This window comes from Neobacillus niacini, from assembly GCF_000759675.1.
GTDB classification, from domain to species: Bacteria; Bacillota; Bacilli; order Bacillales; family Cytobacillaceae; genus Neobacillus; species Neobacillus niacini_A.
Genome location: NZ_BAWM01000098.1, coordinates 72,837 through 88,925 on the forward strand (window position 1 = coordinate 72,837; position 16,089 = coordinate 88,925).

General features: G+C 37.8%; 15 protein-coding genes. 2 read left to right on the forward strand and 13 right to left on the reverse strand.

What is annotated here, in order from left to right:
* Positions 1–240: 240 nt before the first annotated feature.
* The 3 genes from TR08_RS22345 to TR08_RS22355 form a co-directional block, all read right to left on the reverse strand.
* On the reverse strand, positions 241–768 hold the full coding sequence (locus TR08_RS22345) for an FAD synthetase family protein (protein WP_045521966.1): 528 nt from the start codon (positions 766–768) through the stop codon (positions 241–243).
* A 31-nt stretch (positions 769–799) separates the two neighbouring features.
* Positions 800–2,278 carry a 4-hydroxyphenylacetate 3-hydroxylase family protein gene (locus TR08_RS22350; RefSeq protein ID WP_045521967.1) on the reverse strand — a complete coding sequence of 493 codons (1,479 nt, stop codon included), beginning with the start codon at positions 2,276–2,278 and terminating at the stop codon, positions 800–802.
* Positions 2,279–2,443: 165 nt separating this feature from the next.
* On the reverse strand, positions 2,444–3,712 hold the full coding sequence (locus TR08_RS22355; protein WP_045522325.1) for an MFS transporter: 1,269 nt from the start codon (positions 3,710–3,712) through the stop codon (positions 2,444–2,446).
* Between the two features lie 450 nt (positions 3,713–4,162).
* On the opposite strand from TR08_RS22355, the gene TR08_RS22360 reads away from it, so the two are divergent.
* Positions 4,163–4,798: a Crp/Fnr family transcriptional regulator gene (locus TR08_RS22360; RefSeq protein ID WP_152597491.1), complete on the forward strand. Its 636-nt coding sequence runs from the start codon at positions 4,163–4,165 to the stop codon at positions 4,796–4,798.
* Positions 4,795–5,457, forward strand: a complete 663-nt coding sequence (locus TR08_RS22365; RefSeq protein WP_045521971.1) for a Crp/Fnr family transcriptional regulator — start codon at positions 4,795–4,797, stop codon at positions 5,455–5,457. The genes TR08_RS22360 and TR08_RS22365 overlap by 4 nt, the downstream gene beginning before the upstream one ends.
* Positions 5,458–5,521: 64 nt before the next feature.
* Here the strand turns inward: TR08_RS22365 and TR08_RS22370 are convergent, their stop codons facing one another.
* From TR08_RS22370 to TR08_RS22420, 10 genes are all read right to left on the reverse strand, one after another.
* Positions 5,522–6,304 carry a hypothetical protein gene (locus TR08_RS22370; RefSeq protein WP_045521973.1) on the reverse strand — a complete coding sequence of 261 codons (783 nt, stop codon included), beginning with the start codon at positions 6,302–6,304 and terminating at the stop codon, positions 5,522–5,524.
* A gap of 245 nt (positions 6,305–6,549) precedes the next feature.
* Complete coding sequence (locus TR08_RS22375) at positions 6,550–6,795, reverse strand: hypothetical protein (RefSeq protein ID WP_045521975.1); 246 nt, start codon at positions 6,793–6,795, stop codon at positions 6,550–6,552.
* Between the two features lie 217 nt (positions 6,796–7,012).
* Complete coding sequence (locus tag TR08_RS22380; protein WP_052427584.1) at positions 7,013–7,765, reverse strand: metallophosphoesterase family protein; 753 nt, start codon at positions 7,763–7,765, stop codon at positions 7,013–7,015.
* A 537-nt stretch (positions 7,766–8,302) separates the two neighbouring features.
* Positions 8,303–8,482: a hypothetical protein gene (locus tag TR08_RS22390; RefSeq protein WP_045521980.1), complete on the reverse strand. Its 180-nt coding sequence runs from the start codon at positions 8,480–8,482 to the stop codon at positions 8,303–8,305.
* Positions 8,483–8,719: 237 nt separating this feature from the next.
* Entirely contained in the window at positions 8,720–9,748 is a 1,029-nt protein-coding gene (locus tag TR08_RS22395; protein ID WP_045521981.1) for an alcohol dehydrogenase catalytic domain-containing protein, read from the reverse strand.
* A gap of 34 nt (positions 9,749–9,782) precedes the next feature.
* The gene (locus TR08_RS22400) at positions 9,783–11,282 is read right to left on the reverse strand and encodes an aldehyde dehydrogenase family protein (RefSeq protein ID WP_045521983.1); all 1,500 of its coding nucleotides are present in this window, start codon (positions 11,280–11,282) and stop codon (positions 9,783–9,785) included.
* 77 nt (positions 11,283–11,359) lie between these two features.
* The gene (locus TR08_RS22405) at positions 11,360–12,994 is read right to left on the reverse strand and encodes a flavin-containing monooxygenase (RefSeq protein ID WP_045521984.1); all 1,635 of its coding nucleotides are present in this window, start codon (positions 12,992–12,994) and stop codon (positions 11,360–11,362) included.
* A gap of 659 nt (positions 12,995–13,653) precedes the next feature.
* Positions 13,654–14,391, reverse strand: coding sequence for an IclR family transcriptional regulator (locus tag TR08_RS22410; RefSeq protein WP_045521985.1), 738 nt, complete (start codon positions 14,389–14,391; stop codon positions 13,654–13,656).
* A gap of 44 nt (positions 14,392–14,435) precedes the next feature.
* Positions 14,436–15,587 (reverse strand): acyl-CoA dehydrogenase family protein, encoded by a 1,152-nt coding sequence (locus TR08_RS22415; RefSeq protein ID WP_045521987.1) that lies wholly within the window; start codon positions 15,585–15,587, stop codon positions 14,436–14,438.
* The gene (locus TR08_RS22420) at positions 15,578–16,075 is read right to left on the reverse strand and encodes a MaoC/PaaZ C-terminal domain-containing protein (RefSeq protein WP_045521989.1); all 498 of its coding nucleotides are present in this window, start codon (positions 16,073–16,075) and stop codon (positions 15,578–15,580) included. The genes TR08_RS22415 and TR08_RS22420 overlap by 10 nt, the downstream gene beginning before the upstream one ends.
* Positions 16,076–16,089: the final 14 nt, after the last annotated feature.

The following is a 16,089-nucleotide window of genomic DNA, read 5'->3' on the forward strand; positions in this document are numbered from 1 at the left end:
AATTTGTTGACCTCACTTTTTATCTAATGCGATCCGTTTCTTTTATTGAAACTAGTTTCTGTGCTCACGAACCGTTCATGAGTACCGTTTTATCTTAAGAATCTAGTTTTTGGGCTTCCTGGCCCCTTCATTAGTACCGTTTCAGACCGTTGTTAATTTTTTCTCAGATGATTTTAACGATTCTTGCATGAATACTACATTTTTATGACCCCTTTGTTTCTATGTAAGTTTCCCCCAGTTCTAATGCCACCCTAATAAAGAGTAGGACTGTTTAAAATCTCCCTCTGAAATTAGTTGACGAATTCTCGATGATGAAATAAGTTCCCCGCTATTACAATAAACAGGCAAAGACACATTGATCTGAAAATATTTTTTCAAAAGTTCTACATCGCCTTCTCTTCTTTTTCCAAAACGAAAATCGGAACCAACAGATACTTCTGCCGGGTTAAGCTTTGATAATTCACAGATAAAATCTTCAGGAGGACGAGTTGCATACCATTCATCAAAACTAGCAACGATGACATAATCTACTCCTAACTTATAGATCCTACTTACCTTTTCCTGTATGGGTGTCAAGATTTGAGCACCTTTGAAAAAATGTCGAGGAGGCGGGTCGAAAGTATATACGACGCTTGGAACCTGATGAACAAGACTCTTTTCCACAGCCTGCTTAATGACTGCTTGATGTCCTTTATGTACCCCATCAAATGCACCAATGGCCATTACAGACCCTTCTAGTGTCAGAACCCCATCTTTTAGCGTTTTCACCGATCACACCTCCTCGAAATAGGTAATAGTTTTATAGGCTTGGAACCTCTTTTTTACGATCAAATATCTCCAGCGCTTCTTCAACCAGCTTAAATGAATTATTTCTTTTGTGGTTGTTATAGAAAATGGCTCTCTTCCGGATTGGATCTCCTGTGTAATAACGTTCGTATTGAAGGAGCCTTTGCCCAAATGCCTCTCCGCATAAATCCCATGCCAGCTTAAAGAGATGAACCCTCTCTTCTGCAGTAACTCCTTCTCTTCCCACGTAATAACGATCTAAATCTTCACGTAAATCTGGATTTTCAAAATCGGCATCTGTTGGTGACATCAGTAGTCCTCCAGCACCGATGATTTGAATAACCTCAATGGCACGTGGATACATAGTTGGCAGCAATCCTCGAATGGTTTCAAGTGGTGCATAGGCAGGCATTACTTCACCAGTAGCCGTTACTTCATATTCGTACTCAGCTATTCGAAGCAAAGCCCTTATGGATTCAACCGATTGGATTAATTCGCCTAAATCATTTTGTACATTTAAGTAACCATCGACACCAATTGAGTCAGCTAATTTACAAGCCACTTCGGTAGCAAATTGCAGCTTTACTAAACCTCTAACCCCAGATTGATGTGCAGGCTGGATACCAATTCCTGTTTTCGGATACAGTAAATTTGCTGCCTCGACATTGTTATAAAGGAAAACACGATCCCACGGTACTAAAACATCATTAAATACTAAGACCGCATCCATTTCTTCGAATCTTGAAGCTAATGGGTGATCATAAACAGACCGCTTTCCATCCTGCATCGCTTCACGGCATAAAATACGAAGCCCTGGCGTATCAAGTGGAAGTGCAAAAGCAAGGGCGTAACGTTCATCTCCAGGTTTAAATCCAGGGAAGGAATAAACAATTACTTCATCAGTAATAGGAGCAAGGGTTGCCAGCATTTTAGCTCCTCTTACGATCAAACCATCTGGTGTTTCCTTTACAGCACCTAAATGAGTAAACATATCCTGTTGTTCATGTGATGATTTACTGCGGTCATTTTGTGGATTAATAATAGCGTGTGTTAAAAATAGGTCATTGTCGCGAACATGCTTATAATAGGCTCGAATGTTTTTTCCCCATTCAGGATTGTATTTATCCAAGAACTCGGAATTACTAGCCATTGAGGTTACTACGACATTAAGAAAATCAGGAGTTCTTCCCATTAAACCAAAAGTAGCTTTAGCAAAAACCTCAAAGTTTTTTCTTCGAGCTTCTAGATCTTGATAGCTTTTTGGTACGATGAATGCATTAGAAATTCTTTCACCGGTTTCATCACAAATATGGGTAATTTCTTCAATATACTTAGGGTTATGCTGCAAATCATAAAGCTTCGCCATTTCAAGAATCGGCTGTTGAAAAACAGGTTCTTCGAAGATATTTGTTACTCTTTTTCCTGATAACCAAACTTCTGGATTACGCGATTTTAATGCCTCGATATACTTTGCTCCTGTACGAATTCCCATATACATCCTCCTCATCCTTCATAGTGTCATTATAAAACTGAACGTTCCTGTTTCAGTGTAGTCTGGTTAACACTTTTTCTAAAAAGTTAAAATACTTATTCTTTTCAAATAATTTAAAGCACCACTTTTCTTTTTCCTTGAAGAGTGGTGCTTTAACTTTACAAATTATATATTTCCTTTTTTAGGGATGAACAAGATTGTAATGGATGCTAAGACTCCTGCAATGGCAAAGAGGTAAAAATTAAGGGAGAAGTCAAAATTTGAGCTCATAAAGAAACCAATTAGAATTGGACCTGAAATAGCACCAATTCGTCCAAAGCCAAGGGCCCATCCCAGGGCAGTCGCTCGATTGTCTGCTTCAAAATATTTGGAAATGTAGGCATTTAGAATAAGTGTAGTCCCAATCGTCCCAAAACCTGCAATCCCCACTAAACCATACACAACAAACATCGATGATTTTATGCTTAAAAGTGCGATTGAAATTCCTGCTAAGAAATAGGAAAGACTGATAATTTTTCTAGAGCCCCATCGATCTGCCGCCGTTCCTGCTACTAGAGCACCAATCGCCGCGGATAAATTTAACATCAGTAAAAATCCTAAACTAGATCCGAGCGGATATCCTGCCTCACGCATCATTTTTGGCAGCCATGTACTTAAACCATAAATCATAAGCAGCCCTAGAAAAAAAGTAACCCAAAAAAACATGGTTGCCCGTATATTTGTCCGAGAGAATAGACTTGCAATAGCCGCGAATTTATTTGTTTTTTCCTTGGTTTCATCCTTCATGCTACTTTGGATAAAATCAGTAGGAAGTTGATATTTTTGGGCTATACTTTCAGCTTTATCAAACTTTTTCTTAGCAATTAGAAAGCTAATCGACTCGGGAAGAAATTTAATAATAAAAGGAATAACTAAAAGTGGAATGACACCTATCCAAAACATTAATCTCCATCCATAATCCTCTAAAAGAAACATGGAAAATAGAGCGCCAAGGACTCCTCCAATTGGATAACCAGTATACATAATAGCGTACATTTTTGATCGATGCTGTACAGGAGAATACTCGATTGTTAAAGCGGAAGCTGTAGGAATTACTCCACCAAGTCCAAGACCGCCAATAAAGCGAAAAATCCCAAACATTTCCGGAGAAGTAGAAAGTGCGACGAGACACATTGAAATCGAAAATACGGTAACGCAAAAAATCAAGGTCAATTTACGGCCAATCATATCCGTAACAGTTCCAACACAAATGGCACCGATCAGCATTCCCATTAGTGCATAGCTTCCTATTGCACCGGCTTGCGCTGGAGTCATGCTCCAATCTTTATATTCCATTAAGGACGGCAATACTGCACCATAGATGCCTAAATCATATCCGTCTGCTAGCATCGCAAACCAGCAAAGTAGTACAACAACAAATGTTGCTTTTGGCATACTCTTAATTGAAAGATTAGTAGTGTTTAATCCGACATTCTGTTTTGTTAAATCTTCCGTAACGACAGATTGTACTTCCCTGTTCATCCAACCATCTCCTTTTAGAATTTGTTCCAATAGGCATTGGTGTTTATTCATGGATGAATATACTTAAGGTTCCCCCCTTTTTTCTATAGGTTTCATGATTGTCTTCCTTCATATCTAAGTAAGTGGAAGTTTCATGAATTGGCTGATTATTTAGAAAATAATTCACCTATATTGATTTTATATTTTAAATCTTTTACACTATTGTTAAGTGGTTAACATTAATATACTTTTTTCGTGTTTTTGTTAAGATAATTTAACAATACATATCTATTAATCTATTATAAAATGTAAGCGTTAACAAAAAGTGAACCAGCTGACAAGTTCTAGACATAAAGATAAATAATAAACTTAGGAGTTGATTTGGTGGCAATCCTTTTTGACAGTGATATTAATTGGGAAACCTGTTTGCAGTTTGGGACTAGACAATTTTTCAAGGAAAAAAAATGTATTTACCAACAAGGGGCAATGGGAGAAGGATTCTATTATATACAAAAGGGAATAGTCAAAGTGACGACTACAACGACAAATGGGAAAGAGCGCATGCTAAACATTGCTATTCCCGGACAGTTGTTAGGAATTCAAGCAATGGACCGGAAGCCCCATTTTACAACAGCTACAGCTGTAAATGATTCAGTACTCTACTATTTCTCATGTGATCATTTCCAAAAACTAATTACCTATCAACCTTCAATCCTTCACATGGTAATAGAAACGGTCATCCATAAAATGCATATTCTAGCCGATAAAATTTACTTGGACACTCTTACACCTGAACAACAGTTGTCCGTAATCCTTTTGAATATCTGTTATGAATTTAAGAATTATGAAGTTCCCCTTTCACAGCAGGACCTAACAAAATGTACTGGTTTAACGAGAATTCCCATTTATAAGATTCTAAAACAATGGAAGGAACAAGACATCATAGAGATTCATGGGAAAAAGATCATCATAAAAAATCCAGATGAATTAAAATTGCTTCAGGGCAGGGTGATGACATGAAGTACCTTCGAAACGCTTGGAGTCCTTATTTAAAATATGGAGATAAACTTGAGTTTGAGGAAAATTCAATGGTTTACTGTCAGGGCGGTGAGGGAAAAGGATTTTTTTTCTTAGCTGAAGGAGGAATAAAAATCACCCTTCTCTCTAAAGAAGGGGTGGAACGCACGGTTAATTATGTTCCAGAAGGAATGTTATTCGGAGAGCACGGCTCAAGAAATCAGCCCTACCTTACCTCTGCTTTAACTACTTGTTCATCTGTTGTCTATCATTTTTCTGATGACGCCTTAGTAAAAGTTTGTGAAAATCATCCTGAAGCAGCATGTATTTTTACCAATTCGCTCATCTATAAATTTAGAATATTGGCAGAAATTATTGCCTTTCTTAACTCTCCAGTTGAACAGCAAATGGCTCATTACCTATTAAAACTGATAAATGAAAATGGCAATATCTCAATCGATCAAACATCATTTGCTCGTTACATTGGGACTTCTAGAATTACAGTTAATAAAATACTTAGTAAGTGGAAGACTCAAAAAATCATCGACTTATCAAATAGGACGATTGAAATCCTGGATATTAATCGATTAAAAGAACTCCGTGAATCTGGTTGTATTCACATTGAAAACTTGGATTTATTAATGTTGACCAATAAGGATTAAAAAGTTGCCTAACTTTATTGTCAGGCACTAGAACGGTTAAGTCTGTACTTAGTCAGATGAATCATTATTCTTTAATACTATTTCTAAAATCATCATAGTCTGTTTTAATATAATGGAAGGCTGTTGCGTTGCCGCCATGATCAGGATGTGTAACGATTAATAATTTTTTATATCCTGCAAAAACTTCTTTGTGGCTGGCCGTTTTTGATAGCCCTAACTTTTGACGGTAATCATTCACTTTAGGAGGAAGTTTTATAGGAACCTTATCAGGTTCTTTTTTGTTTCCTTTAGAAAGTTCTTCCTTTAATTTTAACAATTGGTTTCGTAATTCAATATTCTCTTTTAGTAACTTCTTAGTTTCCTTTTGTAGGTCACTATTTTCATGCTCTAGGTTGATGATTTCTTTATTTAAATTATCTCTTTGTTGAATTAAAGTATCGATAGATGCCTTATGTAGTTGTTCCATCCCTTTTATAAGCTCATCCTGTGTATTAATTTTTACTTTTAATTGACCTATGATCTTTTCCTGATCTGTATCGTTATTTAAATGCACCTTTGAAAGAGTTTCATTTGGAAGATATTCACTCCTCCCATTCCCCACGTTTTGAATCTTACCTTCCCTAAGCCATCTTCGTACAATTTGGACACCAATACGATCGGAAACACCTGCATCCTTTAACAAGTTCAAAGCTTGGTCTGTATCATCAAGTATGTATCCAGAATTCTGAGGAACTGTGCCCACGTATTTTATTTTCCTTTCACGCAGCCATCTTCTAACTGTTTGAATACTGATTTCTTCATTTACTCCAGCTTCAGTTAACAATTCATAAGCTTGATCTGTGTTCACTATTTTCCACCTTTCCCTCAAAATAAGCTCTCGGATGTTGAAACATTCATAATCAGGCGAACTCGGTATGTAATATAAATAATAATAAATAAGTATAGAATTAATGTGAATGGATAAAAAAGACTATCCTTTTCACTCTAGTCAATTAGCACTAATCAGATAGTTTTACTATATTTGGTCAATTAGAAAACAACCGCCTTTTTTTAGGACTAAAGCGGCTATTTATCTGGTTGAATAAATTAACTTTATTCAAGAACCAAAAAGTATTGAATTTGATTGGGTGAAATGGCTGTTATAGCATGAATACGATAGCCGATACTTAGTAATTGCGATAATGTCTCTGCACAATTATCGCGAGGAGGCTCGATTGGTGCGTGGTAGCTTTTATATAAATGTATAAGTTGATTATTAGTCGTACAATGCAGTAAGACCACATGTCTGCCAGTCCATGCTTGACCAATCATTGGTTGTACTTGTCTTATCCTTCTCATGTTGCTACACCCTCAATTGTTGATACAATAGTTTATGTTAAAAGCCTAGTCCATTGTTCCTCAAGTGGGCAGTTTATATGAAGGATCTTATGAGTAATTTCATGAGCCAATATGCGAAAAATTTGTTCATTAATATTCAGAAAACACCAGGTATGTCATGACCCCATAGTTGGGGTCATGACATACCTTACAAAAGCCCCTCAAGCTACTCATTCTCCTATAAGGATATTCCATAGAAAACCTTTAATATGGTCTTATAAAAAGGCACCTGCATCTTTCGGTATTGGTGTATAAATTCCATTTGATCATATTGTACCTCTTGTAATTTAATAGAAATGCTCCCTGAATTGAAGTTTACAATACTATATTTAGCGACTGGCTCAGAATTACAACCTAATGATCCCGGATTTAAAAAGACTTTTTCTTCCATTTGAAATAAATGAACAGGATGATGATGTCCAAAACAAATCAGTCTTTCCTTGTAATCTTGAAATAAATGATTAAGATCGTCATAGGTTGGTTCTACGATTTGGCTAAACGGTTCTTTACTTATATGTTCAGTTAGTTTGTCTTTTTTTATATGATAATGAATTAATGCAGTGGGTATTTGTTCAATACTGTTTGAAATGTACCTTGGAAGTTTCTCAAGCTTTGGAATAAACGAAGTATCTAAGTCACATGCAATCCATTCATGATGTTTACGCATTTCTCCTACGTTGTGACTTTCAGGGTATTCTTCACCCTTTATCAATGCGAGAACAGCCTCATCATGATTACCTGTAATCATTGAAATGTCTTGGCGTGAAAACAACATATCTAACACTTCATTCGTTTGATGACCAATTCCAATCATATCTCCAAGGCAATAAATATGCTCTATATTTTCTTTATTGTCAATTTCATGTAAAGCTGCTTTTAAGGCATTAGCATTTCCATGAACATCTGAAATAAATGCTATATTTTTCCCCAATTAAATTCCCCTTTCATTAAGGCTGAAAATTTTATTGCCACTTGTTTTTCATATAAAATTGAATATACTATATCAGCTTTAGGGGCTCCCGCCTTTACTGGATGGTGCCAGCCAATGCAAAGCCACCGGTAATTAACCGGGCCAAGATAAGCAAAAACTAGCATTACTGATGCACATAGTAGATCAAAAGAAAACCCTAGTTTCTTGGTAGATAATACAACGAGGATGATAGTAAAAAATCCAGCATATAATCCGACCCAGAGTCGAACCTTATTAACGGGCTTATAATTAAAGAATGAATGGATGACTAATGGAGCTATAACAAATAATGAAAAAACTGAGAGATTAACGATGTAATTAAAAAAATCAACCTATTTCCCACCAATACTTTTACATTTAAATTGTTGTCTAGATGTTGTCCCAACTAATATAGTTACGAAGGATGCAAAACCTTTTAAAAAATGAATCTACCATACTTACTAAAGTCAAATTGCATAATCTCACAATATAGAACATTGATGAGTAAAATAGAAAGTTCTATTTTTCTTCTTTTAATCTACTGTCAGTTTTATTGGCACCGAAATATCGAGTGCATAGATCATCTAATTGATTCTGATATTCTTTTACAAGATGATGATGATTTCCAAATCTCTTTCGGGCTTCATTCAAATTTCCTTTTATTATTTCATATTCATCAACTAGTTTTTTCAAAATCATAATATTACCTCCCCTCTTCTTTGTCTCAAACCAGACCTATTAACACAAATCAGTATACTGACAGAATGGTCAACCAGATTAATATCCCTGATTTTTTTAAACGTGTACTAGGTAGTGCATTAGACAATATATAGTAAAAAATAATTAAGAAACAAAAATCTGGTTCTTCCTGCGTATAACGGAAGAACCAGATTTTTTTGACTATTAAGCCGACATTAATGGAATTGCTCTATGAAATTATTCGAATTTCGTCACAACAAATGTTCCTGTCAGAGCGTTTTGACTCATACCTTCAAAAAGGCTGTTCACATCTGAAAGGGATACTTCACGATTCACCATTTTTCCTGGAGTTAGTTTCCCTTGTGCCACGAGAGGAAGCAAAGATGAAAAACGATGAACAGGCATGCCATAGGTAGAAATGAATCGAATCTCTTTACTAAGCATCTCGTTGACTGGAATCGAAACATTCCCACCTTCATTTGAAATGATACCGCCTTGCAAATGACGTCCATCCTTTTTTAAACTGCGGATCGAGTTGACACATGTTTCGGAATGCCCCAGTGCATCCACAGACACGTCTGCCCCTCCCTTAGTGATTTCCATTATTGCCTTAATGGGTTTCGTTACACGGCTGTTTATGGTATAAATAGCACCCATCTGCTTTGCTAACTCAAGGTTAGCATCATTGATGTCCACTCCGATTACATTTGCCCCCATTGCCGTTGCAATGTTGATCAAGGAAAGACCAAGGCCTCCACACCCATAAACGGCTACCCACTCGCCTGGCAGAACCTGCACTCGATCAACTAACCCATGGTAGGCAGTCATGAACCGACATCCTAAGGCTGAGGCATCAAGGAAATTCATTTCCTCCGGAAGGTGTATTACATTTCGATCTCCTTTTGGAACAGCCACGTATTCTGCGTAACCTCCATCATAGTTAGCACCGGGTGAGGTACGAGAGTCACAAAGATGTGATTTACCGCCGAGACAGTGTGGGCAAGTACCATCACTATTTGTAAAGGGCACGATTACCCGATCGCCCTTTTTAAAGTGAGTAACATCCTTGCCCACTTCTTCTACTACACCGCTAAATTCATGCCCCAAGATACGATTAGCCGGCTGTCCATGCGTCCACATATGCCAGTCACTTCGACATACTCCATTCGCCATTACTTTAATAAGGATACCGTCTTTATCAGGTGTGGGATCTTGCACATTCCTAACCTCACACCTCTGCTTATCAACCAGTACTAGTGCTTTCAATATTCCTACCTCCTCGAATATGGAAGATTTGAGCTTAATCTAGATTAATTACAACACTTTTCGTTTTGGTGTATGCTTCAATACCTGGATAACCCATTTCTGCTCCAATCCCACTCTGTTTATGACCAGTCAGGGGAATTGCATTATCCGAATTGAGGTAGGTATTTACCCAGACGGTTCCTGCTTCTAATGAATTAATAACCTTAAAAGCTTTCGAAATATCTTTCGTCCATACACCAGAAGCTAGTCCATATTCGGAAAAATTGGCTCTTCCAATTACTTCATCAATATCCTCAAATGGCATAACACATAAAACTGGTCCAAATATCTCCTCTTTTACAGCCGTACAATTTTCATCCAGATCAATAAGTATGGTAGGCTGCAAGTAGTTTCCACCTGCTAACTCGCTATCATGAAGAGTATTTCCTCCTACCAATACTTTTGCCCCTTCTTTTTTAGCTGTTTCAATATAATTTTTAACCGTTTCAAGGTGCTGTTTGGAGACCAGCGGCCCCATCTGTGACGTTGGATCTAACGGATTGCCCACTTTCATTTTTAGTGCCATTTCAACTAATTTTTCAATTACTAAGTTATACACTTTCTTTTCCACATAGAGTCGAGAACCTGCCATACATACTTGACCTTGATTGGTAAACATCCCCATAAAGGAACCTTTTATCGCTTTTTCTAAGTCTGCATCGGCAAAAATAATATTTGGCGATTTTCCTCCTAATTCCAATGTTACCTTTTTCAAAGTTTCAGCGGAGCTTTTCATGATTCCTTTGCCTACGATCGTTGATCCAGTGAATCCAATTTTATCAATATCGGGATGACTTGTAATCGCTTCCCCAATTTTCCCACCGGAACCTGTTACAATATTCACCACTCCGTCTGGGAATCCGGCATCCCGTATAAGCTCACCTAATAGCAATGCCGTTAGGGTAGTTTGTTGGGAAGGCTTTAATATCACCGTATTCCCTGCAGCGAGTGGAGCCGCTAATTTCCAGATTGCCCCAAGTAAAGGGATATTCCATGAGGTAATTTGACCACAAACCCCGATTGGGTCTCTTTTTGTGTAGGCATGAAGATTCCCCCCTGTTGAAAACGGTATCGTTTGACCCGTTAATTGAGTCGCCCACCCTGCATAATAGCGTAGGTGAGCAATGGCTGAGGGTACAAATCCATATCGTGAAAAATTAATAGTGATTCCGCCATCAATCGTTTCCAAATAGGCAAATTCTTCTGAACGTTGTTCAAGTAAATCCGCCAGTTTATTGAGAAGTTTTGACCGTTTTGCAGGAGAAGTTGATGACCATGGTCCTTTAAATGCAGCTCTTGCAGCACGAACCGCTCGATCCACGTCTTCTTTATCCCCCGCATAAATTTTAGCAATGACTTCCCCATTTGCTGGATTAATAGATTCATAGACTTTACCAGAGATGGAAGGAACCCATTCACCGTTGATTAACATTTTCTTTGTGCTAGAAAGAAATTTTGCCACGTTTTCTTGATGTACTTCTAATAATTTGGACATTTATTACTCATCCCCTATCATTATTTGCATATCACCATTAGACACCTAATGGTATACTATTTCCGTACTTCAGTTTATTATGAAACAGTTTCTCTAGCAGAACTTATAGAAAATCCCTCGTAGCCTTTAGCCGCCACCTCGTCACATTTCTTACGGTAATTCCCTACACCACCGACAAAAATGAGGAATCCACGCGGCTTCCCTTCGATATTTGCGCCTGTGTACCAAGAGTCACCCTTAGAATAAAGTGTTTTGTCAGCGACCTCTCTGCAATGCTTACTCCAAGCCTCTTCCGCCTCGACTTTAGCCTCAATCGTTTCCACACCATTTTCCCGAAGATATTCCAAACAATCACCAATCCATTCTACATGCTGCTCAATTGATACGGGCATATTGGTTAATGCGGAAGGGCTTTCAGGTCCGGTAACCATGAACATGTTTGGGAAACCAGCGTTGGCGATTCCAAGATATGTCCTTACATGGCCTCCATTTGCCCATTTCTCCTTTAGTGACACCCCCTCTTTACCACGGATATCTATCTTAAACAAGGGCCCTGTCATCCCATCGAATCCAGTTGCAAAAACAATCACATCTAGTTCATACTCTGCTTCTTCGGTTCTGATGCCCTTGGCTGTGATCTCCACAATTGGAGCACGCTTAACATCTACCAAGGAAACGTTTTCACGGTTAAATGTCTCATAATAATTGGTGTCAAGGACCGGCCGTTTAGATCCGTATAAGTATGTTGGCTTCAATTTCTCTGCCACCTCTGGGTCTTTAACGGTTTCACTTATCTTGGAGCGGATGAAGTCGCAAACTGTTTCGTTAGCGTCTGGGTTTAGCATCAAATCATTGTAGGTAAGTCCCATCGCAAATCCCCCACGCTCCCAGACCTTCTGGAATTCTCGCTCTCGTTCTTCCAGTGTATCATCCAAAGCTGATCGATTATTAATTAGTTGATCAAGATAGCCAGTAAGGGAGTGACGAGTTTGATTCCTAATCTCGCTGTAATTTGCTTTTGTTTGACGAATGAACTCCGGATCATAGGGATGGTTCCTCGCAGGTGTACAGTACCCAGGGGTTCGCTGAAACACAGTAAGGTGATCGGCTTCTTGGGCAATGATTGGGATGGACTGGATACCGCTCGATCCCGTTCCAATAACACCAACACGCTTCCCCTTAAAATCTACTCCTTCATGGGGCCATTTTCCGGTATGATACCAATCACCCTTAAAGCTATCTAAGCCTTTAATGTTAGGAACATTTGCGGCATTGAGTAAGCCAACACCTGAGATGAAGTACTTAGCCGACAAAATGGTCCCATCTTCCGATTGGATCTTCCACTTTTTATTGACCTCGTCGTAATGTGCAGCAGTTATGCGTGTATTGAACTGGATATCACGACGCAAATCTAATTTATCAGCCACAAAGTTAAGGTAACTTAGTATTTCCGCCTGCTCTGGGAATCTTGAAGTCCATGTCCATTCCTGAAGGATTTCTTCAGAAAAAGTGTAATTATAAATGATGCTATCTGAGTCGCATTTCGCTCCTGGATAGCGATTCGCATACCATACGCCCCCCACATCACTATTTGCCTCGAAAACACGGATGGAAAATCCAGACTCTCGTAATCGATGTAGCATGTATAATCCCGAAAATCCTGCACCGATTACAATTGCGTCGAAGTTGTTATCCTGATTAGATTTCATCATAATACTTACCTCCTTTAAATATTTAGAAAATATTGAACATTCTCCCCTGATAAGGATTAAAGGAGAAAGGTTTCAAAAACCTATATTTTTTTATATAAGGAAAATCCCCCTTTATGTAATACCTACATAGTCCATTCCTGGATCACAAACAACGTCACTTTTACTCAAGCTTGATTTTCGTTCACTTGGTTATTATCAACCCAAGATACAACTCAGTTATGTCTACTTTTTAAAGAATGCAGGCATCCTTTCCTTACATAAAACAAATATAAATTTCACAAAAAACATTTTTGTAAACCCTTACATTTAAACCCTGTCGGTGACCATTTGATCTATTTTTAAAAAAGTTCAGCTGAGCTAGAAATAGACCCCTTTATTTGCTCAAGAAATACAGCGATATTAATAAAATATCCTTCTCCCATTCTTTTTCGGTTTTTACTTTATTTCAAAATTGCACGAATCTTTACATTTGTATGATAATTAATATTTATGATTAAATAAAGTTTAGAAATTAAAAGGTACGTTAAGTAAATATTAATGCTACAAATCAATAAGGAAGTTCATAAATCAATGCGTTTAAGTTAATCAACTAAAATAAAAAAAAACATTTGACCAACATATCATTAATAAAAAATAATATGGTCAAGTGTTAATTCTCTTTAAATGCTTCTAAGTTCATAACCAAGACGAGCTGAAATTTGTTTTCCAATATACAGCATTAGGGTTTGAAGATGAGTCAGTGCTTCCTCCGTCATACGTAGTGTCGGCCCTGAGACACTTACTGCTGCCACTACTTTACCCAAATGGTCAAAGATAGGAACGGCAATACACGTAATACCATATTCATTTTCTTCCAAATCAAGTGCGTAGCCCTTCTGTTTCACTTTAGCCAATTCCTTGATAAAATCCTCTTTTTTCCTGATCGTTTTATCTGTTTGTATTGCCATTCCTTTACGTTCAAGAATATCCAGAACATCATTGGTTGGAAGGTAGGCGAGGATTGCTTTTCCAACTGAGGTGCAGTGCATGGATGCTCTTTTACCTACTTTAGAATGCATCCTTAGTGTTTCATTTCCTTCTAATTTTTCAATATAGACCACTTCACCATGATCATAAACAACAAGATGAATAACCTCATTCGTTTCTTTTTCCAATTGCTGCAGAAAAGGGTTAGCCTCAGCTCTTAGATCAATGGATTCAAGCAGTTTTGAACTGATTTCTAATAATTTGTAACCAAGCTTATAGCGCGAGGTATCTTCATCTTGCTCAATATACCCATATTGTACGAGTGTTGACAGGATCCGGTATACAGAGCTTTTATTAAAATCTATTTGATTGGCAATCTCTGTAACACCTAAGCCGCCCATTTTTAAACTTACAAGAGGAATAATATCCAATGCTGGCTTATTGCAAAATTAATTGACTCATAGAATAATCACTATCAAGAAAAAGCTGCTATTCCCAGAATTTCCCTACCAATGATTAGTTTTTGCATTTCGTTTGTTCCTTCTGCAATCGTAAAATATCGAATATCACGGTAATAGCGTTCAACAGGGAATTCCTTCGTGTATCCATAGCCGCCATGAATTTGTAAAGCTTCTTCCGCAACTTTTAATACCTTTTCAGTGGAGAAGTATTTTGCCATTGAGCATTCCACTTTGCAGGATTTCCCCTGATCCAACAAATGGCTGGCCTGAAGACCAAGTAAACGCATAGCGCTTGTCAGAGTAACCATTTCACTAATTTTTGCTTGTATTAGTTGAAACCCTCCAATTGGTTTTCCAAATTGAACCCGTTCCTTTGCATACTTTATTGAAGCGTCTACACATGCTTGGGCAATTCCAGTAGAAATAAACGCGACCATTGCCCGTGCGCTATTCAAGAATTTTAGACCCTGCCTTAATCCGTCCCCTACTTTTCCCAGCAAATTTTCTGCAGGAATCTCGCAATCTTCAAAAATTAACTCTGCAAATGGACAGCTGGTGGTTCCCATTTTTTCAATCGGTTTCGTTTCATAATGAGAGACTCCTTTTTCAACTATAAAAGCAGCAATTCCATCATTTCCTTTGGATTTATCCGTTTGAGCGATGACGATTCCGATTTCACCTTCTACCCCGTTCGTGATAAACATTTTCGATCCATTGATAATCCACTTATCTCCTCTTAACTCTGCACGGGTTTGAATGCTGGATGTATCCGAACCAACATTCGGTTCAGTCAGGGCAAAGAAACCAAACTTTTCTCCTTTAAGTAAAGGTTCCAAGAATTTTCTTCGCTGGTTTTCAGTACCATATTCATAGATATGTGTCAGGACCGAATTCGTAAGCCCAACAGTTGCACGTAAGGATGGCCAAACTCTGGATAATTCTTCAATCATGGTAAAATAGGTGGTATAATCTAGCCCAAGACCTCCTGCATCTTCTGGAAGAAGTCCTCCTAAATAGCCAAAAGGCACTAATTGTTGAACAATTTCTTTCGAAACTGCTTTTCCAGATTTCTCATAGCTATCAACGATAGGTAAGATTTCCTTATCTAAAAATCTTCTAATGGTATCCTTAATCATCATTTGCTCATCAGATAATACTAGAGACATTTCATTTCCTCCTTTATTTTGTGTTTTGGATTATTTCTTAAAATCAACATGGGCGTGGTCCCTTCTTGTATAACCTTTCCCCTTTGGTTGATCACTTTCCGTTTAAAATAAACAATTCCTCTATCAGGCTTACTTGTTTCTTCTTTTCCTACAATTTCAATTTCAAGATGTATGGTATCCCCGAATTTAAGCGGACCTAGAAATCTCCAGGAATTAATCCCCAAAAGAGTTATTAAGGACTGCACCATTCGCCTATTCAGGTCAGTTCTTGTGAATAACCCTGAGGATACCGTCAATCCAAGGAGACCATGTGCAATGCGTTCTCCAAAAATGGAATCCTTAGCATATTCACTATCAACATGAAGGGCATTGTAGTCACCAGATAAGCCAGCAAAATTTACAACATCTGCTTCCGTGATTGTTCTAGCAGGAGATAAAAATCTTTCTCCCACTTCAAAGTCCTCAAAATATAAGGTCTCCTTTGACATCGTTATCCTCCTAA

Coding starts and splice junctions, on each gene's coding strand:
- TR08_RS22350 (WP_045521967.1), bottom strand. CDS start 2,278: ATGGGAATTCGTACAGGAGCAAAGTATATCGAGGCATTAAAATCGCGT.
- TR08_RS22355 (WP_045522325.1), bottom strand. CDS start 3,712: ATGCCAAAAGCAACATTTGTTGTTGTACTACTTTGCTGGTTTGCGATG.
- TR08_RS22365 (WP_045521971.1), top strand. CDS start 4,795: ATGAAGTACCTTCGAAACGCTTGGAGTCCTTATTTAAAATATGGAGAT.
- TR08_RS22375 (WP_045521975.1), bottom strand. CDS start 6,795: ATGAGAAGGATAAGACAAGTACAACCAATGATTGGTCAAGCATGGACT.
- TR08_RS22390 (WP_045521980.1), bottom strand. CDS start 8,482: ATGATTTTGAAAAAACTAGTTGATGAATATGAAATAATAAAAGGAAAT.
- TR08_RS22400 (WP_045521983.1), bottom strand. CDS start 11,282: ATGTCCAAATTATTAGAAGTACATCAAGAAAACGTGGCAAAATTTCTT.
- TR08_RS22405 (WP_045521984.1), bottom strand. CDS start 12,994: ATGATGAAATCTAATCAGGATAACAACTTCGACGCAATTGTAATCGGT.
- TR08_RS22415 (WP_045521987.1), bottom strand. CDS start 15,587: ATGTCTCTAGTATTATCTGATGAGCAAATGATGATTAAGGATACCATT.
- TR08_RS22420 (WP_045521989.1), bottom strand. CDS start 16,075: ATGTCAAAGGAGACCTTATATTTTGAGGACTTTGAAGTGGGAGAAAGA.